Source organism: Quadrisphaera sp. GCM10027208 (genome assembly GCF_042658805.1).
Taxonomy (GTDB): domain Bacteria; phylum Actinomycetota; class Actinomycetes; order Actinomycetales; family SCSIO-59966; genus SCSIO-59966.
Genome location: NZ_JBHSRC010000002.1, coordinates 199188 through 219081, shown reverse-complemented (window position 1 = coordinate 219081; position 19894 = coordinate 199188). Strand labels below are relative to the sequence as shown.

The following is a 19894-nucleotide window of genomic DNA, read 5'->3' as shown; positions in this document are numbered from 1 at the left end:
ATCATGCAATCCCGCCACCCTCGGTGCCGAGCACCCGGTCCACCTGGGCCTCGGGGTCGGTGAACAGACCCACGGCGCCCACCCGCACGACCCGCCAGCCGAACCGGCGCAGCTGGTCCGGCAGCAGCAGGTGACGGACGACGAGGGCGTCGCTGAGGGCCTCCTCCGGTACGTCGGCCGGGTGCAGGTCGGTGACCACCGCGGTCGGCCGCTCGCCGTCGGCGTCGACGACCAGGTCCGGGACGCCGCCGGGCCCGACCCGGGCGTCGTGGCCGCGGGCGGCGAGCCGGTCGGCGAGATCGGCGAGCAGAGGGTCGGCGAGCAGAGGGTCGGCGAGCCGGTGCCCGGCTGCCGCCGCCCCGTCGTCCGGCGCCTCTGACGCCTCCAGCGCCTCGAGCAGCGACCGCAGGCCCCGCGCGCCCGGCGTCCGGAGCCGGTCGGGGTCCAGGTCGGCGGCGGTGAGACAGGAGACGACGGTCAGGTGCCGCCGGGCCCGGCTGGCGACGACGGCGAGCCGCCGGTCACCACCGTCGGCGTCCAACCGGCCGAACCGGTGCAGCACCCGCCCGTGCGGCGTCCGGGCGAACCCGACGCTCAGCACGACCGAGTCCCGGACGGCGTCCTCGCAGCGGTCGGTGTCGGTGACGACGAACGGCTCCCAGGTCTGCGCGGCCAGCCAACGGGCGACGTCCGGGTGGTCGGGCAGGTCGGCGCGCAGGGCGTCCGCGACACGCCGGGCGTGCCGCGGGCCGAGGGTCAGCACGGCAAGGGACTCCTGCGGCCGGGTCCGGGCGTGCTCGAGCACGAGCGCGACGACGCGGTCGACCTCGGCCTGGACGCTCTCCACCCCGCCGTCGGCGTCCGGGGACCCCACGCCGTCCGGCACGAGCACGAGGTCCGCGGACGCCAGCCGCGGCGGCGCCGGGACCCGCGCCGTCGCCGGGACGTCCCCTCCGCGGGGGCGGACGGCGTCCGCGACCCGGACGACGGCGGCCGGCATCCGGTGCTGGTGGCGCAGCCGGTGGGTCGGCAGGACGTCGACGAGCAGGTCCAGGACGCCAGGTCGCGGTGGGGCGTCCGCCGCCGACGCCCCGGTGCGGCTCGGGTTCTCCCCGGCGACGACCACCGGCGTCGGCGGCAGTCCGGCGGGGTCGCCGAGGACGACGACCTGCGGCGCCCGGGCCAGGGCGAGCACGGCCTCGGCGGTCCCGACCCGGTGCCCACCGGCGAGGACGACGACGTCGAACCGGGCGTCGGCGCCGACCTCCTGGGGCAGGGCCATCGGGGTCGTGGCCACGACGGGTGCAGCACCGGCGACGGCGACGGCGTCGCGCACCGAGCGGACCACGGCGCCCTGCCGCCGCAGCTCCGCCGACCGGACGGCCTCCAGCGCCGCTGCGTGCGCGGCCGCGTCGGCGGCGGCCAGGTCCGGGTCACCGGCGAGCAGCAGCTGCAGCAGCGACCGCCACCAGGCCAGGTCGAGCTCGGCAGCCACGGTCTGCGCGGGGACGGCGCGGGCGATGAGGTCGGCGACCAGGGCGTCCAGGCCGAGGTCCCCCAGAGCGTCCAGGGCGGCGGTGCGCCGCGCCACCAGCGGCACGTCGCCGGCGTCGGCGGCGAGGCGCTCGAGACGGCGCTGCAGGTCACCGAGCGGGACGTCGAGCAGCCGCCCGCCCTCCTCGGTCCCGGCCAGGACGGTCTCCAGCCGGCGCAGCTGCTCGACGACGGCGGCATGGACGGCGTCCACCTCGGCGAGCCCGAACGGCACCCGGGGCCAGCCGCCGCCGCGGGAGGCCCGCTGCCACTGCTCGCGCTGGGCCTGGGCGGCGACGAGCGCCGCATGCAGGTCGGGCACGGCGACGCCGGGCCGGACCAGCTCACGGGCCTGCTTCTCCCAGCGCCGCCGCTGCAGGACGCCCATCTGGACGCCGTGCTCGGCGCGCCACCGGGACGACGCGGTCGCGGCCACCATCTGGGTGACCGGCCGCTCGTAGACGGCGGGAGTGAACAGGTCCAGGGTGTCCCGGACGCCGAGCAGCAGCTCCAGCTGGTCGCTCCAGGCGCCGACGCTGCCGGCCGGGGCCAGCCCGGCGTCCGCGGCGACCCGGTCCATCGCCGCGCGCAGGGCGGGCAGCCGCTGCTCGGCGAGGTCCCGGACGACGGTCAGGACCTGCTCGGCCTCGGCGTCGTCGGTGAGCCGGGCGCCGTACCAGGGGCTGCTGCGGGCGGACCGCTCGAAGACACCCAGGTCGGCGGCCTCCCGCAGGGCTGCGGCCGCCCGCGCCCGGGCCGGCCCGTCGAGGCGACGCAGCACAGGCTCCTGGAGCTGGACGGTGGTCCGCGGCGCCGGCCGGCGCGCGGTGAGGGCGGTCAGCTCGTGCAGGGCCTGCAGGGCGCTGACCCCCCACGGGTCCCGTCGTGCGTGCAGGGCCTGGTGCTGGCGGCGCAGCAGGGCCATCGGGTCCCCGGCGTGACCGCTGCGCGGCTCCTCCGGGACGCCGGACGCCGGCGGTGGGGCGACGTCGCCGGGGACCTGGACGATGTCCTGGAGACCGACCGCGGCGAGCCGGGCCACGACGTCGGCGAGCTCGGCCCGCTGCGCGGCGACGAGCAGCACCCGCCGCCGGCCGACGGCCAGCGCGGCCAGCAGACCGGCCAGCAGCTGGGTGGCACCGGTGCCCGGCGGCGTCTCCACCCGCACCGACCGCCCCGAGACGACGGCCTGCAGGACGGCGCGCTGGTCGGCGTCCAGGGGCAGGGCGCGGACGTCGTCCGTGCCGTCGGCGACCCGAGGGCCGCGGGACCTCGCCGCGGCGGCCAGCCGGCTGCGGGCCTCGGTGTCGCCGGCGAGCGCGGCGACGACGTCGTGGCCGGCCAGTCCCGGCGCCAGTCGGTCGAGCTCGGCGACGAGGGCGGGGGCCAGGTCGACGAACGTGCCGACGACGAGCCGCTGCCGCACGACCAGGCCCGGCAGGCCGCCGGCGACGTCGGCGAGCCGGTCGAACGCCGGGGTGGGGTCGAAACCGGGCCCGCGGGTGGCCAGGGACTCCAGCTCGCGCGGGTCCAGCGGGTGACCGGCCGCGGCGAGCAGCCGGACGAGCGCCGGGTTCGTGCGCACGGGTCCGCCGAGGGAGAGGTCGTAGTCGCTCTGCCCCACCCCGCGGGGTCGCAGGGTGAGCGGCCGCAGGAGGACGGGTCCGGTCACGGTGTCGTCCCCGTCGCGCCAGCTGACCATGCCGACGGCGAGGTGCGCGGCGCGCAGCCCGTGCTCGTCGGCCAGGGCGGTCGCGGCCAGTCGGACGGCGCGGGCCCGGCGGCGCGCGTCGGACAGCGCGGCCGGCTCGCGGAACAGGCTCGACAGCAGCGTCGGGCGACCGGCGAGAAACCCCGCCAGCCCGGAGGGGTGCGCGCTGCCCAGGTCCAGCGTGCCGTCGGGCAGGTCGCGGTAACGGGTCAGCGGGTCCGTGCCGCCGACGGCAGCAAGGTCGGCCCGCCACGAGGCGACCGCGCCCGCCAGCCCGGCGACCGCGCCCGCCAGCCCGGTGACCGCGCCCGCCTGCCCGGCGGCAGGCGCCCGGTCGGCGGCGGGAGTCACCGCCGGCTGCGGCGCGGCGGCCTGGGTCGGCTGCGGGCTGTCGGGCACGCGGCAACGCTAACCGGCGCGGCGCCGTCCCGGCCCACCACCACGTCGTGCAGGCATGCCGTGGCCCGGGGCAGCGGGTCTGCGAAGATGTCGCCGCCACCAGGCTCCCGGCCCACAACGACGGCCGGGCACGCCCCCGTAGCTCAGGGGATAGAGCAACGGTTTCCTAAACCGTGTGTCGCAGGTTCGAATCCTGCCGGGGGCACGGTCGCTCCGTCGACGCTGGGCCAGCGTGCCCCGTGGCGCACCGGTTCGCCGCCGGCGCCGGTCGCAGAACACGCCCCGACCAGCGGCCGGAGCCGTCACGTGCCGCCGCCGTCCCGTCTGGACGCCCGCCAGTAGTGCACCGCAGCAACGGCGAACCCACCCCAGAGCAGCACCGCCCCGATCAGGAGCATCACGATCGCGGACCCGTCCACGGCTCAGCCCTCCAACCTCATCTCGCGGTCCTTGCGGATCTGGCTGAGCAGCAGCGCGATGACCAGGGTGAGCGCCACCACACCCCAGCCCACGACCAGCAGCCCACTCGCCGGGTAACCGGCGTACGGCTCGTTGACCTCGGTCCAGACGTTGTAGACCGTCATGAAACCGAGGAGCACCGGGGTGATCACAGACAGGGACACCGTCCACCACGCCCCCACCCGGATGTACGAGATCTCATTGACGTGCCGGCGCAGCGCGGCGAGCTCGCGGCCCACCCAGGCCACGAGGACCACCTCGAGCAGCCCGGACACCACCAGACCGAAGTTGTTGAGGAAGCGGTCGGCGGTGTCGAGGTAGAACAGCCCGCCGCGCGTGGTGTAGACGAGGCTGACGACGAAGGCGGCGCCGCACAGGATGTTCACCGCCGCCGTCCGGGACAGGTGGAACTTCTCCCGGACCGCCGCGATGCCGGGCTCGAGGATGGACACCATCGAGGACAGACCGGCGAAGAACAAGGTCAGGAAGAACACGATCCCGATGAGGCTGTTGAGGCCCGGAAGCGTGTTGATGATCTGAGGGAAGGCGATGAACGCCAACCCCACACCCCCGCTACCCGCGACGTCGGTAACCGCCGAGCCGGACGCTACGGCGAGGAAGCCGAGGACCGAGAACACGCCGATGGCGGCGAGGAACTCGAAGCTCGAGTTGGCCAGACCCACGACGAACGCGCTGTTCGTCAGATCGGTGCGCCGTGGCAGGTAGCTCGCGTACGCGATCATGATCGAGAACGCGATGCTCATGGAGAAGAACACCTGACCGTACGCGGCGATCCACACGCCCGGGTCGGCCAGCGCCCCGAAGTCCGGAGTGAAGAGCACGTTGAGGCCCTCGCCTGCCCCCTCGAGGGTGACACCGCGGATCACGAGCACGAGCAGCAGGACGACGAGGAGCGGCATGAGCACGCGGGACGCCCGTTCGATCCCGCGCCGCACGCCACCTCGCAGGATCGTGTAGATCATCGCCCAGGCGATGAGCACGGGCACCAGGACCGCCAGCACCGGGCCACCGACCTGCCAGAACCCCTCTGGCGCCCCACCCTCGGAGGTCTGCAGGAAGTCACCGATGAAGAACGCGCCCGTGTCCTCGCCCCACTGCTGGCCGACCGAGTACCACACGAACGCGAGGCACCAGCCGAGGATGACCACGTAGTAGGTGGCGATGAAGAACGCGACCGCGACCTGCCACCAGCCGAGCCACTCCCACCCGCGACGCACCTGTCGGAAGGCGTGCGGTGCGCTGGACCGGTGCAGGTGCCCGAGGGCGTACTCCAGGATGAGGATCGGTAGCGCCGCCGTGAGGATGGCGACGAAGTACGGGATGAGGAATGCGCCGCCACCGTTCTCGTACACGACGTACGGGAACCGCCAGATGTTGCCCAGGCCGATGGCCGACCCCATGGCGGCCAGCAGGAAGCCGACCTTTGTCGCCCACTGGTCCCGGCCCACGACCTCCGTCTGAGACGTCGCCATGGGTTAACCGTGGTCCGCCGCCGCCGTCAGGTCAACGACCCGGGTGCCATGACCCAGGTGCCGTCCTGCCGCCGGCGTCGTCCGACGGCGTCCGGGTCGGCGGCGTCCGGGCCGGCGGTCAGCCGATCGAGGCCCGGTAGAGGAACGCCGCCATCTGGCCCCGCGTCACCGGGTCCTCCCCCTGGAAGACCGTCCCGTCACCGGACCCGGTGGTGATCCCGCTGGCGGCCAGCCACACGACGTCCTCGTACCAGTTGCTCGTGGGCGGGACGTCGGCGAACACGACCGTCGGCGTGGCAGTCACGTAGTCGTCCTGCGCTCCGAGCGCCCGGTGCAGGAACGCCGCCATCTGGTGACGGGTCACCGTGCCGCGCGGGTCGAAGGCACTGCCGTCCCCGACTCCACGGCTGATGCCCTGCTCGGCGAGCCAGCCGATCTCGGTAGCGAACGGGTGGTCCAGGGGGACGTCGGTGAACCGCTGCTCGGTGGACGCCGGGTACCAGGACGGGCGGGCGTGCCGGTACAGGAACGCGGCCATCTCAGCGCGGGTGATGGTGTCCGTGACCCCGAACGAGCCGTCGGCCCGGCCCTCGGTGATCTTCTGGTCGGCCAGCCACTCGATCTCGGTGAAGAAGGAGTGGTGCTGCGGCACGTCCCAGAACCGCAACCGGACCGGCGCCGGGCAGCGCTCGAGGTTCGGCGCGGTGTACGGGGGCGCGAGCTGACCCTCGACCGCGACGCACGGTCCGTAGTCGGTGGCGGCGACCCGGCCGGTCCAGAACGAGGTGCGCTGCATCGCGCCGGCCCAGCTCAGCGACACGTGCACGTGGTCGGTGTGCGGACTGGAGCCGGTGTAGGCCAGCAGCCCCTGGTCGGCCTTGTACGACGACCAGGTCTGGCGGTTCCAGATCACGTACATGACGCCGAGCCGGCGGGCGTTCCAGCCCGGCTTGCCGTCGGGGCCGTCGGCCATGAGCCAGGCGACGAACTCGTCCGCGGCCGCCTTGTGCGCAGGGTTGTTGACGTCGAGCGCCCAGTCCCAGGCCCGGCCCTCCTTGTGCTCGCTGCGGCCGCCCTGCTCGCAGGCGCGGGCGATACCACTGGAGCGGCCCTGGCCGTAGTGGGCCAGGACGACCTCGGACAGCGCGACCGTGCCGGGCTTGGGCGTCGGGTCGCAGCTGACCTGGCCCAGGTAGGGGCTGTAGTCCTCCACCGCCGCCGGGACCGGGTACGCGGACACCGGGCCGGTCGCCGGGGGTGAGGTGGGCTCCGGCGGGACGACCGGGTCCACGGGGTCCGTCGGGTCGACGTCCGTGGGGTCAGCCGCCGTCACCGGTCCGGACGACGTCACCGGGCCGGACGACGTCAGCGGGCCAGCGGTGACGGCCGCGGCCGGACCGCTCAGCAGACCGAGGGCAACCCCGGCCAGCGCGGCGCCGGACACGCAGCGGCGAAGCCAGCTGCCGGGGGCGGCGGGGCGGGAGCGAGACATCTGCGGCACGAGGAGTCCTTCGACGACCGACGGAACCCTCCGTGCATCGGCCGTTGCCCGCGGTGCCTTGAGCCCTCAACACCCAGCGCCAAGCCCCCCTCCCCCAGCGCCCCCTCTTCACCCCCAGCCGCCCACTCTTCCCCCCCAGCGTCACCCCCAGCGCAGAATGCTGGGTTGTAGACGCAACACGCCGCGAGACGCGGGCGAAATCCAGCATTTTGCGAGGGGCCGGGCGCGGGCCGGCGGGCGAGGGGCCGGCGCGAGGGGCCGGCGCGAGGGGCTGGCGCGAGGGGCTGGCGCGCGCGAGCGCAGCGGCACCTCGGCTGGGCTCAGCCGCGCGGCCGCAGCTCCTCGATGGTCTCCGCGAGCGCGTCGAGCCCGCGATCCAGGTCGGCCTGGTCGATGACGAGCGGCGGGGCGATCCGCACCGTCCACTCGTGGGTCTCCTTGACGAGCACGCCGCGAGCCTGCATCGCCTCGGACACCTGCCGCGCCCGGCCGGCCTCGGGCCGCAGCTGGACACCGGCCCACAGCCCGATGCTGCGCACCTCGGCCACGGCGTCCGCGGGGAGCTCCTTGAGTCGCTGGGCGAGGTGCTCGCCGAGCACTCGGGAGCGCTCCTGCAGCTCGCCGGTGCGCAGCATCGCGACGACCTCGCGTCCGATCGCGGTGGCGAGCGGGTTGCCGCCGAAGGTGGACCCATGGGTGCCGGGTGCGAACAGCCCGAGCACCTCCTCGTCGGCGACCACCGCCGACAGCGGCACGATGCCACCGCCCAGCGCCTTGCCGAGGATGTACACGTCCGGGACGACGCCCTCGTGCTCCACGGCGAACGTCGTCCCGGTGCGGCCCAGGCCGGACTGGATCTCGTCGGCGACCAGCAGGACGTTCTCCCGCGTGCACAGCTCACGCAGTCCCGACAGGTACCCCGTCGGGGGGATGACGACACCGGCCTCCCCCTGCACGGGCTCGATGAGCACGGCGACCGTCGTGTCGTCGACGGCCTGCTCCATCGCGGCGAGGTCGCCGTACGGCACGACCCGGAACCCGGGGGTGTACGGGCCGTAGTCCTCGCGGGCGGACTCGTCGGTCGAGAACGACACGATCGTGACCGTGCGCCCGTGGAAGTTGTCGGACGCCACGACGATGGTCGCCTCGTCGTGGGGCACGCCCTTGACCCGGTAGCCCCACTTCCGGGCGGCCTTGATCGCCGTCTCGACGGCCTCGGCGCCGGTGTTCATCGGCAGCACCATGTCCTTGCCGCACAGCTGCGCGAGATCCCGGCAGAACGGGCCGAACGTCTCGTGGTCGAACGCCCGGCTGACGAGGGTGACCCGGTCGAGCTGCTCGTGGGCCACCCGGAGCAGGCGCGGGTGGCGGTGGCCGAAGTTCATCGCCGAGTACGCCGAGAGGAAGTCGAGGTAGCGGCGTCCGTCGACGTCGGTGACCCAGGCCCCGGAGGCCTCCGAGATCACCACGGGCAGCGGGTGGTAGTTGTGGGCGCTCCAGCGCTCGGACATCGACCGAAGGTCGTCGGTACGGGTCATCTCCGGTGCGGACCTCTCTCAGCTCGTGGGGTCGGGGTCGTGCAGGACGCCGGGGTCGCCGGCGACGGCGAGGGCGGTGAGCGCGAGGGCACCGGCCGACTGCAGCAGGGTCTCATCCGCCTGCGGGGTGACACAGTGCGCGGCGAACTCGTGCTGGTGGTTGACCGCCGGCCAGGAGTGGACGGCGACGTAGGCGTGCAGACCGGGCAGCCGCTGGCTGACGTTGCCGAAGTCGGTGGACCCGCCGAGGCCGTCGCCCTGCGGGTCCGGGGTGTACGGCCGGCCAAGAGCCGCGCAGGCGTCGGTGAACGCGCCGACCAGGCCCGCGTGGGGTCGCAGCGGCAGGTAGGTGTGCCCGACCGGGGTGATCTCGACGGACGTCCCGGTCGCGGTCGCCGCGCCCTGCAGGCAGGCCCGGACCCGCTCGCGCAGGTCGGCCAGGTCGTCCGGCGTCCGGGCACGCAGGTAGAACAGCCCCTCGGTGCGCTCCGGGACGACGTTCGGGGCGTCGCCGCCGTGGGTGATGATCCCGTGCACCTGCTGCTGGGGGCGCAGGTGCTGGCGCAGCATCGCGACGGCCTGGTAGCCGGCGACGAGGCCGTCCAAGGCGTTGCGGCCCTGCTCGGGGGCGGCGCTGGCGTGTGACGCGCGGCCGGTGTAGACCACCTGCCACTCCTCGATGCCGAGGCTGCGCGGACCGTACTCGTCGTACGGGGTCGGGTGCACCATGAGCGCCGCGTCGGCGTCGTCGAACGCACCCGCGTCCAGCAGGTCCACCTTGCCGCCGAACCTCTCCTCGGCGGGGGTGCCGAGCACGGTCACCCGCAGCCCGGCGGCCTCCGCCAGCGGCGCCAGGACGAGTCCGGCACCGACCGCGGCCGCCGCGATGACGTTGTGGCCGCAGGCGTGTCCGACCTCGGGCAGGGCGTCGTACTCGGCGCACAGGACGACGTGGGTGTCGCCGGAGCCGAAGCGGGCGGCGAAGGCGGTGGGCAGTCCGTAGGCGCCGCGCTCGACCTCGATCCCGGCCTGCTCGAGGACGCCCGCGCACCGGTCCATGGCGCGGTGCTCCTCGTGGGCCAGCTCCGGGTCGGCGGCGATCGCGTGGGAGAGGCCGACGACGGTGTGACGGTGCTGCTCGAGGGTGTCGGCCACCTGCCGCAGAAGGCCCTCGTCGACCGGGGATGCGCTCACATGGTGGACATTAGACGCCTTCCTGCCGGTGCAGGCGCCGCCCCGCCCGGGTGGCGGGATTGCATGATCACGGCGGGGGTGAGGGGTGGCGGGATTGCATGATCACGGGGAAGTCGTGGGTGAGGGTGGCGGGATTGCATGATCACGGGGAAGTCGTGGGTGAGGGTGGCGGGGGGTCAGGTGGCGAGGGTGTCGACGGCGGCGGCGAACAGGCGCGGCGCCCTGGCCGCGGCCGGGACCAGGGCCCGGCGCGCCGGGGCGGCCCGGGTCGCGGTCACCAGGGCGCCGGTCAGCCAGCGGTAGGAGCGGGTGACCTCGCGCCACGCCGCCTCGTAGTCCTGCGGCCGGCCGGCGGCCACGGCGGCCACCGCCGCCTCCGCGGACGCCAGCCCTACCCGCAGCCCCTCCCCGGTCAGCGCGTCGACGTAGCCCGCGGCGTCCCCGACGAGCAGCACCCGCCCGGCGACCCGGCCGCGCACCCGCCGGCGCAGCGGCCCGGCGCCCCGCACGGACGTCGTCCACGCTGCCCCGGCGAGCCGGTCGGCCAGCGCCGGGAACGCGGTCAGCGCGCTCGCGTGGTCCGTCCCACGGGGGCCCAGGACGGCGACCCCGACCTCCCCTGCCGCGACCGGGGTCACGTACGCCTCGGCGTCCGCGGACCAGTGCACCTCGACGTGGTCGGTCCAGGGCCGGACGGCGACGTGCCGCCGGACGCCGTAGCGCCGCCCGTCCGTCCCGGCGTCCAGGCCGAGGCGCCGCCGCAGCACCGAGTGCAGCCCGTCGCAGGCCAGCGCCCACCGGGCCTCCACCGTCCCGCCGGCACCGGAGCCGGCGGGGCGGGTGCCAGCAGCGACCACGACCCGCACCCGCGCGCCGTCCTGCTGGACGTCGTCCACTCGGCCGGTCAGCACGGTGACGCCCACCTCGTCGGCGCGGCGCCGCAGCGCGGCGTGCAGCGTGGTCCGACGCACCCCGCGCCCCGGTCCGGCCCGGAACCGGTGGGCCGCGCTCGTCACGCCGTCCGGGCCGACGTACCGGATCCCCACGAACGGCGCGCCGCCGACGTCCCGGTCGACGTCCACGCCGAGGTCGGCGAGCGCGCGCAGGGTGCCGGGCATGAGCCCCTCCCCGCACGCCTTGTCGACCGGGCCGGTCCGCTGCTCGACCACGACGCTGCGCAGCCCGCGCCGGGCGGCTGCGACCGCAGCGGCGAGCCCGACCGGGCCTCCGCCGACGACGACGAGGTCCCAGCGTCCGGTCACCGGGACGCCTGGGCCAGGGCGCGCTCCTCCACCGGGATGCGGACCCCGAGCAGCAGCGCCGCGTTGAGCGCCGTGAACACCACCGCGGTGAGCCAGGCGGTGTGCACCAGCGGTAGGGCGAGGATCTCCAGGGCGACCGCGAGGTAGTTGGGATGACGCAGCCAGCGGTACGGGCCCCGGGTCACCAGCGGCTCACCGGGCAGGACGACGACACGCGTGGTCCAGCGTCTCCCCAGGGCGGCGACGCACCACCACCGCAGCGCGTGCGCGGCGAGGAGGACGGCGAGCGCGGGCCAGGCGAGCCAGGGCAGGAACGGCCGGTCCAGCAGGACCACCTCGACCAGGCAGGCCACGAGGAAGGCGGTGTGCAGCAGCACCATCACCGGGTAGTGCCCGGCGCCGTGCTCGACCCCGCCACGGTCGACGGCCCACCGCAGGTGCCGCCGGGCGACGGCAAGCTCGGCGACGCGGGCGGCGACCACGAGGGCGACGAGGACGGCGAACCACGCCTCGCTGCTCACGGGCCCTCCCAGCGCAGCAGCACGAGCTCGGCGCAGAAGCCGGGGCCCATCGCGAGCAGGACCCCGGCGGAGCCCGGTGGAGGCGGTTCGTCGGCGAGGGTCGCCGCGAGCACGTGCAGCACCGAGGACGACGACAGGTTGCCGACCTCGGCGAGGGACTGCCAGGCCGGCCGCAGTGCGTCGTCCGGGAGGTGCAGGGACGCCTGCACGGCCTGGAGCACCTTCGGCCCGCCCGGGTGCGAGATCCACCGTGCCACGTCGGCGGTCTCCAGGCCGGCGTCGGCGAGGAACGCCTTCATGTCCTCGGCCAGGTGGGCCTCGACGACGTCCGCGACGCTGGCGGCCAGCACGATCCGGAAGCCGGTGCCGCCGACGTCCCAGCCCATGACGTCCTCGGTGTCGGGGTAGAACCGGCTGCGGGTGGCGACCACCTGGGGGGCGGCCTCGAGCCCGAGCCGGCGGGCGCGGTCCTCCCCGACCAGGACGACGGCGGCGGCGCCGTCACCGAACAGCCCGCTGGCGACGAGGTTGGCCGTCGAGGTGTCGTCGCGCTGCACGGTGAGCGAGCACAGCTCGACGCTGAGCAGCACGGCGACGCCGTCCGGGTCGCCGCGCAGGTGGTCGTGCAGGCGGGCGATCCCCGCGGCGCCGGCGACGCAGCCGAGGCCGAAGACCGGGATGCGCTTGACGTCGTGGCGCAGCCCGAGCCGGGTGACCAGACGGGCCTCCAGCGACGGCGCGGCGATGCCGGTGACGCTCGTGGCCAGGACGACGTCCACGTCCCGGGCGCTCAGCCCCGCGGCCTCGAGTGCGACCGAGATGGCCTGGGCGCCGAGGTCGGTGCCGACGGCGATGAACACGTCGTTGGCCTCGCCGAACCCGCTGAGGGTCCGGTAGCGCTCCAGCGGCATCGCCAGGTGCCGGTGGTGGACGCCGGCCGAGGAGTGCAGCCGCTCCAGCAGGGCGCGCCTGTCCCCGGTGGGGGTGACGAGCCCGGCGAACAGCGCGGTGATGTCCTCCTGGGCGTACCGGTGCTCCGGCAGGACGGGGGCCACCGCGGCGATCCGGGTCACGTCGGCATCCTCACCCACCCGGTGGCGCCCCGCTACCGGCAGCACCGGACCGGTGCCGCATCCTGGTGCGGTGAGCACCCCGCTCAGCCGCCGCCGGCTGCTGCCCCGCGCCGCTGCGGCCGCCGTGGCGCTCGCGGTGGTCGTGCTGGCAGGGGCCGAGGTCGTCGGCGGCGCGCCCGCCGAGTCGACCTCGGCGCCGGCTCCGGTCCTGCAGCCGGACCCGCTGATCCCGGCGGTGCCGGACGCCGAGCGCCCGCTGCTCGTCGTCCCCGCCGACGAGCCGGTGCGTGAGCGCGTGGTGCTGGCCCTGCACGGGTACACGGCCGGTCCCGAGCAGCTGCGCCGCGACCTCGACGCGGACGAGTGGGCCCAGGAGCTCGACGCCACCGTGGTGTACCCGACGGGTCTGGGTCGGCGCACGTCCTGGAACGCCGGCGGCTGCTGCGGGTCGGCCGCGCGCTCCGGTGTCGACGACGTCGGCTTCCTCGCCCGGACGCTGACCCGGCTGCGCGCCGAGGGCGCCTCCCAGGTCGCGGTCGTCGGCTACTCCAACGGCGGCATGCTCGCCTACCGCCTCGCCTGCGAGCGGCCCGAGCTCGTCGACGCCATCGCCGTCGTCAACGCGACCATCACGACGTCGACCTGCGACGGGGCGTTCGAGGCGCTGCACCTGCACGGGGAGCTGGACCGTTCGGTCCCGGTCCAGGGCGCGGACGTCGTCCCGCACCTGTTCACCGGCTTCCGCCCGCTCGTCGACCTGCCGGACGTCGCCCCGCACGCGGACCTCGACGTCCGGGTCCTGCCCGGCGTCGGGCACGAGATCGCCCCCGAGGTCCACGGCATCGTCACCACCTGGCTCCGCGCCCACCTCTGACCGATCTCTGCCCGCCTCTGACCGATCTCTGGAGACTTTCCGGGGTCTCGACCGGGCCGGAGACCCCGGAAGGCCTCCAGAGATCGCGGGGGTCAGGCGGTCTTGCGGGGCGCCTTCTTGGCCGGCGCCTTCGTCGTGGCCGCCTTCTTGGCCGGCGCCTGCTTCGTGGCCGCCTTCTTGGCCGGCGCCTTCTTGGCCGGTGCCTTCTTCGTGGCCGCCTTCTTGGCCGGCGCCTTCTTCGCCGCCGACTTTCGCGCGGCAGCCTTCGCCGCCGGCGGCTCCTCCGCGGCCGGCTCGGCGTCACCACCACGCCCGGCCCGGGCCCGTTCGACGCTGCGCTGCAGGGCAGTGAGCAGGTCGACGACCTGCCCGCCGGCGCCCTCCTCCTCGACCTCGGCCTGGGGACGGCGCACCTCGCCGGCACCCACCTTGGCCTCGATGAGCTCGCGCAGCGCCTCGGCGTACTGGTCGGAGAACTGCTCCGGCTGGAAGTCTCCGGCGAGGGACTCCACGAGCGACGCCGCCATCTTCAGCTCCTGGGGCCGCAGCTCGACGTCGGACTCGAGGATCTCGAAGTCCGCGGCCCGCACCTCGTCCGGCCACAGCATGGTCTGCAGGCAGATGACGTTGTCCCGGACCCGCAGCACCGCCAGCGTCTCGCGCTGGCGCAGCGCCACCTTGACCACGGCCATCCGGTCGGTCTCCACCAGCGCCTCACGCAGCAGCGCGTAGGGCTTGAGGGCCGACTTCTCCGGCTCCAGGTAGTAGGTCTTGGCGAACAGGATCGGGTCCACCTGCTCTGCCGGCACGAACTCGACGACGTCGATCTCGCGGCTGGTCTTCAGCGGCAGCTGGGCGAAGTCCTCGTCGGTCAGCGTGACGAGCTCGCCGTCGTCCGTCTCGTACCCCTTGGCGATCTCGCCGTAGGGCACCTCCTCGCCGTCCAGGCTGCACACCCGCTTGTAGCGGATCCGGCCGCCGTCCACGACGTGCACCTGGTGGAACGTGATGTCCTTCTCCCCGGTCGCCGCGTACAGCCGCACCGGCACGTTGACGAGGCCGAACGAGACCGCACCCTTCCAGATCGCCCTCACGACGCGACACCTCTCATCCGGCCGATGATCTCCCTGCCCGGCAGGATGGCCCCGTGCAGCCCATGCTCGCCACTCCGAGCCCCGAACCCGGCCGGCTGCCGACCGGCGCCGACTGGGTGTTCGAGGTGAAGTGGGACGGGATCCGGGTCCTCGCGGACGCCTCGGACGGCGACCTGCGGCTGCTCAGCCGCACCGGCCGACCGGTGACGGCCGCGTTCCCCGAGCTGGCGTGCCTGGCCGAGCTGCCCGACGTCCTGCTCGACGGCGAGGTCGTCGCCCTGGACGACGCCGGCCGGCCCTCCTTCCCCGCGCTGCAGGAGCGGATCCACGTCCGGGACGCCGCCCGCGCCCGCCGGCTCGCCCGCACCCGACCGGTCAGCTACGTCGTCTTCGACGTCCTGCGGCTCTACGGGGTGGACCTCACCGGCCGGCCGCTGACCGAGCGACGTGCGACCCTCGAGCGGCTGCCCCTGCCGGACGGCCCGGTGCAGCTGTCCCCGCTCTACGAGGACGGCCCGGCGCTGCTCGCCGCCACCCGCGAGCAGGGACTCGAGGGCGTCGTCGCCAAGCGGCGCACCTCGGTGTACGAACCGGGGCGGCGCAGCCCGCACTGGGTGAAGGTGCCCCACCGCCCGACCCGGACCGTCGTCGTCGGCGGCTGGCGGCCGCAGACCGACACCACCCGGACCGTCGGCGCGCTGCTCGTCGGCGCACCGGACGCCGGCGGCGCCCTGCGCTACCTCGGGCGGGTCGGCAGCGGCATCGGGCGCACCGCCCAGCGCGACCTCGCCGAGCGCCTCTCCCCGCTGGCCCGGGCGGACTGCCCGTTCGCGGACCCGGTGCCACGGGTGGACGCCGCGGGGGCCACCTGGTGCGAGCCGGTGCTCGCCGTCGAGGTGGTGCACCTCGGCTGGACGACGGCCGGCCGGCTGCGCCAGCCGGCCTACCTCGGCGTGCGCACCGACGCCGAGGCCGACCCCGTGGAGGAGCGGTGAACCCGGCGGCCGACGAGGTCACCCACGTCGAGGTCGGCGGGCGCCGGCTACGGCTGACGAACCTGCAGAAGGTGCTCTACCCGGCCACCGGGACGACGAAGGCCGAGGTGATCGACTACCTGGTGCGGGTCAGCGGGCCGCTGCTGGCCCAGCTCCACGAGCGGCCGGTGACCCGGATCCGGTGGCCGCACGGCGTCGGCGACCCCCAGCGGTTCTTCGAGAAGAACGTGCCGGCCGGGACGCCGTCCTGGGTCCGGACCGTGCGCGTCGCGGCGTCCGACGGGTTCATCGAGTACCCGCTCGTCGAGGACGTCGCGACCCTGGCCTGGCTCGGCAACCTCTCCGCCCTCGAGCTGCACACCCCGCAGTGGACGGTCGGTCGACGCGGCGCGGTGCGCCACCCCGACCGCCTCGTCGTCGACCTGGACCCCGGGGAGGGAGCCGGCCTGGAGCAGTGCGCGGCGGTCGCGCACCTGGTCGCCGAGCGCCTCGCCGACGACGGGCTGGAGGCGGTGCCGGTGACCAGCGGGGGCAAGGGCCTGCAGCTGTACGCGCCGCTGGCCGCCACGGACGCGGCGGACGCCGTGCGTGGCTACGCCGAGCGGCTCGCCCGGGGACTCGCCCGCGACCACAAGGACCTCGTCACCGCGACGATGACGAAGTCGCTGCGCCGCGGCAAGGTGCTGCTCGACTGGAGCCAGAACACCGCGGCGAAGACGACCATCACGCCGTACTCGCTGCGCGGCCGGGACCGACCCACGGTGGCGGCCCCCCGACGGTGGGACGAGATCGGTCCGGGGCTGCGCCAGCTGACCTACGACGAGGTGCTCGACCGGCTCGCGACCGAGGGCGACCTGATGGAGCCCTACTCCCGCTCCCACCCCGGGCCCCAGCTGCCCTGATCCTCGCCCTCGCCGAGGCCGCCGGTGTCCCGGACCTCCTCGCGCGCCTCGCGCACCTCGCGTGAGGTGTCCTCGGCCCGGTCGCTCGCGTCGGGCGGATTCTGCGGCACCTCGGGCGCCGGCTCGTGGGGGTGACCGGCCGGGTCGACCTGCTCGGCGGTGGCCTCCGCCGACGGGTCGCCGGCACCGATGGTGCCGCCGGCCACGGTGGCCGGGTCGGCGATGCCGGCGCCGGGCTCCTCGCCGGGGGTCGCCTGCCCGAGGTCCCTGCGCTGCGGTTCACTCATACCGCAGGCCTACCCGCGTCCCCGTCGGCCCGCAAGCCGGCGTCGTCCGGCTCACGGTGCGGGACGACGAGCACCGGGCCCTGGGCGTGCTGGAGGACCGCTTGGCTCACCGAGCCCAGGAGCATCCCGGTGAACCCGCCGTGCCCGCGGGCCCCGACCGCGACGAGCCCCGCGGTCGCCGACGCGTCGGTCAGCGCCCGGGCCGGAGAGTCGTGCTCGACCGCGGTCGTCACCTCCAGGCCGGGGTGGTTCGCCCGGACGGCGTCCGCGTCGGCGGCCAGCTCGGCCCGCACCTCCGCGATCAGGGGGTCGGGGTCCAGCGCGGTCGGCACCCACGCCAGCGTCGGGACGGCGAGCGGGACGGCGGCGAGCAGGCGCAGCGGCCAGCCGCGGCGCTCGGCGAACGCTGCTGCGACGTCCGCGGCCCGGGCGGCGGCCGGTGAGCCGTCGACGCCGACGACCACGCCGGACCGCTCCTGGACGCCGGCCTCGTCGTCCACGGAGCGTGGCAACGGGACGACCACGGTCGGGCAGGCGGCGTGGGCGGGCAGCGCGCTGGACACCCCGCCGAGGAGCCGACGGGCGAACCCGCCGCGGCCCCGCTTGCCGATGACCGCGAGACCGGCACCCTCGGATGCGTCGACGAGGACGCCGGCGGCGTCGCCGTAGACGACGTCGGTGCGCACCGGCGGCGCCTGCGGGTGGGCCGCGACCCGCCGGGCGGCGTCCGCGCACGTCGCCTCGGCGGCGGCCCGGACCGACTCGTCGTCGATGAGCGGCGTGGTGATCTCCCCGGCGATGCCCGCGGTGACCGGGATCGTGTACGCGCAGACGAGGTGCAGCGACCAGCCGAGCCGGACCGCCTCCTCCACCGCCCAGTCCAGGGCGTAGTTGCCCGCCTCGGAGCCGTCGACACCGACCAGCACGACCTGCGCGTCCGTCATGCGGTCAGTCTGTCGGTCCGCCCCGTCGCCGGTCCAGGGCCCCAGCTCGGCACTCCCCGCCGCGGCCCCGGCGCCCCTCACGGCACGCCCGCACGCCGTAGGTCAGCGGCCCACGGCGTACCCCTGGGCGCCCCGGGGGTTGGCAGCCGCCCGCAGCCACCCGCCGTCCCGGGCGACGGCCGACAACCGCCCCAGCGACCAGCCGTCGACGGCCTGCACGTCGTGCCCGCGGCGGGCGAGCTCGTCGAGCACCGGGCGGGGCACGCGGTCCTCGACGGTGAGCCTTGCCGGGAAGGTCTGCCGCGGGAAGAACGAGGACGGCATGTGGTCGTGGTGGAACATCGGGGCGTCCACGGCCGCCTGCAGGCCGGTCCACACCGGCTCGCCGCGCCGCCGCGACGCCTCGGCGGCGTGCACCATCCGCAGCAGCAGCACGAGACTCCACTGGTCCTGCTGGTCGCCGCCGGGGGTGCCGAAGGCGATCCACGGCTCGCCGTCGCGCAGGGCCAGGGACGGCGACAGGGTGGTCCGCGGCCGGACGCCGGGAGCGAGGGTCGTCGGCAGGCCCTCGGTGAGCCAGAACATCTGCGCCCGGGTCCCCAGCGGGAAGCCGAGGTCGGGCACGACCGGGGAGGACTGCAGCCACGCGCCGCTCGGGGTGGCGGCGACCATGTTCCCCCACCGGTCGACGACGTCGACGTGGCAGGTGTCCCCGGCTGTGCGACCGTCGCGACGGACGGTCGGCTCGCCGACCGAGGCGTCCCGGGTGCCGCCGAGGCCCTCGAGGGGGACGTCGGGCAGCCGGGGGGTCCGCCCGTCCGGGGACCCGGGGCGCAGCTCCCGGTCGGCGCGGGCCGGGTCGATGAGCCGGCGCCGCTCGGCGGCGTAGTCCTGCGACAGCAGGGTGGCGAGCGGGACGTCGACGTGCTCGGGGTCGCCGTACCAGGCCTCACGGTCGGCGAACGCCAGCTTGGAGGCCTCGGTGGTGAGGTGGATCCAGTCCGGGTCGTCGTCCGCCAGGTCCCCGTCCGGGCCGGCGAGGTCGAGTCCGTCGAGGATGTGCAGTGCCTGCAGCATCACCGGCCCCTGGCCCCAGGGACCGGTCTTGAGCACCTCCACGTCGCGGTAGCGGCCCGACAGCGGCTCCTCGACGGTCGGCTGCCAGCGGGCCAGGTCGTCGGCGCTCAGCAGCCCGCCGTGCCGCCGTCCCGAGGTGTCCAGCCAGGTCGTCGTCCGGGCGAAGGTGTCGACCGCCTCGGCGACGAAGCCGCGGTACCAGACGTCGCGGGCGGCCTCGATCTGGGCGTCCCGGTCACTCGAGGCGGCCTCGGCCTCGGTGAGCACGCGCTCGTAGGTGTCCGCGAGCCGGGTGAGCCGCCACCGGGACCAGGGCGCCGGGGCCCGGCCGCCGTCCAGGTAGGTCTGGGCGGACGTCGTCCACTCGTCGGTGAACAGCGCCGAGACCGCGTCGATCGTGCGGGAGACCCGCGGCAGCACCGGCGCCCCGTGCCGGGCGTAGCCGATGGCCGGCTCCAGGACGTCGCGCAGCCGCCAGGTCCCCCAGCGCTGCAGCATCAGGGTCCAGGCCCCGAAGGCCCCCGGGACGGTGGCGGCGAGCAGGCCGGTGCCCGGCACGGCGTCCAGGCCCAGGTCGGCGAACGCCTGCAGCGTCGCGGCCTGCGGGGACGGGCCCTGCCCGCAGACGACGTGCGCGCGCTGGTCCGTACCGCTCCACAGGACGATCGGCAGGTCGCCGGCGGGGCCGTTGAGGTGGGGCTCGACGACCTGCAGGACGAAGCCCGCGGCCGCGGCGGCGTCGAAGGCGTTGCCGCCGCGCTCCAGCACCCCCATCCCGGTCTGCGACGCCAGCCAGTGGGTGGAGGCCACCATGCCGAAGGTGCCGGCGAGCTCAGGACGGGTCAGCGGGACGTCAGCCATGACGCCACTGTGCCCGACCACTCCTCCTCCCCCAGCACCCCACCCCCCCCCCCCCCCCCCCCACCGTGATCATGCAATCCCGCCACCCTCGCGCCCCCTCCGCCCTCCGCAGAATGCTGGGTTGGTGGCGCGACACGCCGGGGAACGCGTGCCCGATCCAGCATTCTGTGGCGAAG

At 75.3% G+C, this 19894-nt stretch carries 16 protein-coding genes and 1 tRNA gene; 4 read left to right on the top strand and 13 right to left on the bottom strand.

The genetic code is table 11. From position 1 onward, the window contains the following. Position 1: 1 nt before the first annotated feature. Positions 2 to 3643 (bottom strand): DUF4011 domain-containing protein, encoded by a 3642-nt coding sequence (locus ACFP6A_RS04070; protein ID WP_379601755.1) that lies wholly within the window; start codon positions 3641 to 3643, stop codon positions 2 to 4. A 132-nt stretch (positions 3644 to 3775) separates the two neighbouring features. On the opposite strand from ACFP6A_RS04070, the gene ACFP6A_RS04065 reads away from it, so the two are divergent. Beyond that, a tRNA-Arg gene (locus tag ACFP6A_RS04065) sits at positions 3776 to 3848 on the top strand. 97 nt (positions 3849 to 3945) lie between these two features. Here ACFP6A_RS04065 and ACFP6A_RS04060 read toward each other — a convergent pair. The 8 genes from ACFP6A_RS04060 to ACFP6A_RS04025 all read right to left on the bottom strand — a co-directional run bounded on the left by ACFP6A_RS04060 (position 3946) and on the right by ACFP6A_RS04025 (position 12684). After that, positions 3946 to 4062 carry a MetS family NSS transporter small subunit gene (locus ACFP6A_RS04060; protein ID WP_379601754.1) on the bottom strand — a complete coding sequence of 39 codons (117 nt, stop codon included), beginning with the start codon at positions 4060 to 4062 and terminating at the stop codon, positions 3946 to 3948. A gap of 3 nt (positions 4063 to 4065) precedes the next feature. Further along, entirely contained in the window at positions 4066 to 5595 is a 1530-nt protein-coding gene (locus ACFP6A_RS04055; RefSeq protein ID WP_379601752.1) for a sodium-dependent transporter, read from the bottom strand. 118 nt (positions 5596 to 5713) lie between these two features. After that, the gene (locus tag ACFP6A_RS04050; protein WP_379602156.1) at positions 5714 to 7087 is read right to left on the bottom strand and encodes an S-layer homology domain-containing protein; all 1374 of its coding nucleotides are present in this window, start codon (positions 7085 to 7087) and stop codon (positions 5714 to 5716) included. Between the two features lie 329 nt (positions 7088 to 7416). Further along, the gene (rocD, locus tag ACFP6A_RS04045) at positions 7417 to 8634 is read right to left on the bottom strand and encodes an ornithine--oxo-acid transaminase (RefSeq protein ID WP_379601751.1); all 1218 of its coding nucleotides are present in this window, start codon (positions 8632 to 8634) and stop codon (positions 7417 to 7419) included. An 18-nt stretch (positions 8635 to 8652) separates the two neighbouring features. Further along, positions 8653 to 9828, bottom strand: a complete 1176-nt coding sequence (locus ACFP6A_RS04040; protein ID WP_379601750.1) for an amidohydrolase — start codon at positions 9826 to 9828, stop codon at positions 8653 to 8655. A 176-nt stretch (positions 9829 to 10004) separates the two neighbouring features. Then, positions 10005 to 11090, bottom strand: coding sequence for an NAD(P)/FAD-dependent oxidoreductase (locus ACFP6A_RS04035; protein WP_379601748.1), 1086 nt, complete (start codon positions 11088 to 11090; stop codon positions 10005 to 10007). Further along, on the bottom strand, positions 11087 to 11611 hold the full coding sequence (locus tag ACFP6A_RS04030) for an isoprenylcysteine carboxyl methyltransferase family protein (protein ID WP_379601747.1): 525 nt from the start codon (positions 11609 to 11611) through the stop codon (positions 11087 to 11089). Before ACFP6A_RS04030 ends, ACFP6A_RS04035 begins: the two co-directional genes overlap by 4 nt. Beyond that, a complete protein-coding gene (locus ACFP6A_RS04025) occupies positions 11608 to 12684 on the bottom strand; it encodes a type III polyketide synthase (protein ID WP_379601745.1) in 1077 nt (358 codons plus the stop codon). Before ACFP6A_RS04025 ends, ACFP6A_RS04030 begins: the two co-directional genes overlap by 4 nt. A gap of 70 nt (positions 12685 to 12754) precedes the next feature. Between ACFP6A_RS04025 and ACFP6A_RS04020 the strand changes: the two genes are divergently transcribed. Next, positions 12755 to 13558 (top strand): alpha/beta hydrolase family esterase, encoded by an 804-nt coding sequence (locus ACFP6A_RS04020; protein WP_379601744.1) that lies wholly within the window; start codon positions 12755 to 12757, stop codon positions 13556 to 13558. A gap of 92 nt (positions 13559 to 13650) precedes the next feature. Here ACFP6A_RS04020 and ACFP6A_RS04015 read toward each other — a convergent pair whose 3' ends face one another. Next, positions 13651 to 14652, bottom strand: coding sequence for a Ku protein (locus tag ACFP6A_RS04015; protein ID WP_379601742.1), 1002 nt, complete (start codon positions 14650 to 14652; stop codon positions 13651 to 13653). Between the two features lie 62 nt (positions 14653 to 14714). Between ACFP6A_RS04015 and ligD (ACFP6A_RS04010) the strand changes: the two genes are divergently transcribed. Both ligD (ACFP6A_RS04010) and ligD (ACFP6A_RS04005) read left to right on the top strand, forming a co-directional pair. Beyond that, positions 14715 to 15647, top strand: a complete 933-nt coding sequence (gene ligD / locus ACFP6A_RS04010; RefSeq protein ID WP_379602155.1) for a non-homologous end-joining DNA ligase — start codon at positions 14715 to 14717, stop codon at positions 15645 to 15647. Further along, a complete protein-coding gene (ligD, locus tag ACFP6A_RS04005) occupies positions 15644 to 16549 on the top strand; it encodes a non-homologous end-joining DNA ligase (RefSeq protein ID WP_379601741.1) in 906 nt (301 codons plus the stop codon). Before ligD (ACFP6A_RS04010) ends, ligD (ACFP6A_RS04005) begins: the two co-directional genes overlap by 4 nt. Here the strand turns inward: ligD (ACFP6A_RS04005) and ACFP6A_RS04000 are convergent. From ACFP6A_RS04000 to ACFP6A_RS03990, 3 genes are all read right to left on the bottom strand, one after another. Next, entirely contained in the window at positions 16513 to 16836 is a 324-nt protein-coding gene (locus tag ACFP6A_RS04000; RefSeq protein WP_379601739.1) for a hypothetical protein, read from the bottom strand. The genes ligD (ACFP6A_RS04005) and ACFP6A_RS04000 overlap by 37 nt on opposite strands. Next, positions 16833 to 17780, bottom strand: a complete 948-nt coding sequence (locus ACFP6A_RS03995; RefSeq protein ID WP_379601737.1) for a universal stress protein — start codon at positions 17778 to 17780, stop codon at positions 16833 to 16835. Before ACFP6A_RS03995 ends, ACFP6A_RS04000 begins: the two co-directional genes overlap by 4 nt. 102 nt (positions 17781 to 17882) lie before the next feature. Beyond that, positions 17883 to 19718, bottom strand: a complete 1836-nt coding sequence (locus ACFP6A_RS03990; protein WP_379601735.1) for a gamma-glutamyltransferase family protein — start codon at positions 19716 to 19718, stop codon at positions 17883 to 17885. Positions 19719 to 19894 lie beyond the last annotated feature (176 nt).